The 432-nt window shown below is 55.3% G+C and carries 1 protein-coding gene; it reads left to right on the top strand.

Annotated features, from left to right (window positions below; translation table 11 throughout):
* Nucleotides 1–16 precede the first annotated feature (16 nt).
* Nucleotides 17–432 (top strand): IclR family transcriptional regulator (locus NWP09_RS13265; protein ID WP_258275943.1); only part of this gene is annotated, 416 nt, incomplete at its 3' end.

The following is a 432-nucleotide window of genomic DNA, read 5'->3' as shown; positions in this document are numbered from 1 at the left end:
GTCCGTACGGTCTGGTATGACAAACGCCGAAACGAACGGTATACAGGCGATCGAGCGGACGTTCAGCATCGTGGAAGGGCTTAACGAACTCGACGGTGCTGGTGTCTCTGAACTCGCAAGACACGTCGGTCTCCCGAAAAGTACCGTTCACAACCATTTGAATACGCTCGAGTCTGCGGAGTATATCGTCCGTCGAGACGGGGAGTATCGAACCGGGCTGAAGTTTCTCCAGACCGGTGAGATCGCTCGAAATCAGCACAAACTGTATCAGGTGGCACGATCAGAGGTCGATAAACTCGCCGACAAAACCGGGGATATCTCCGGGTTGATGACCGAAGAACACGGACGCGGCGTCTTCATCTATCGAGGTCGGGGGTCGGAAGCAGCTCGGATAGACACTCACATCGGGGATCGAATCCCGCTTCACTGCAC

The sequence above is a fragment of the Agrococcus sp. HG114 genome (assembly GCF_024723325.1).
Classification (GTDB): Bacteria; Actinomycetota; Actinomycetes; order Actinomycetales; family Microbacteriaceae; genus Agrococcus.
This window is presented reverse-complemented; position numbering and strand designations above follow the sequence as displayed.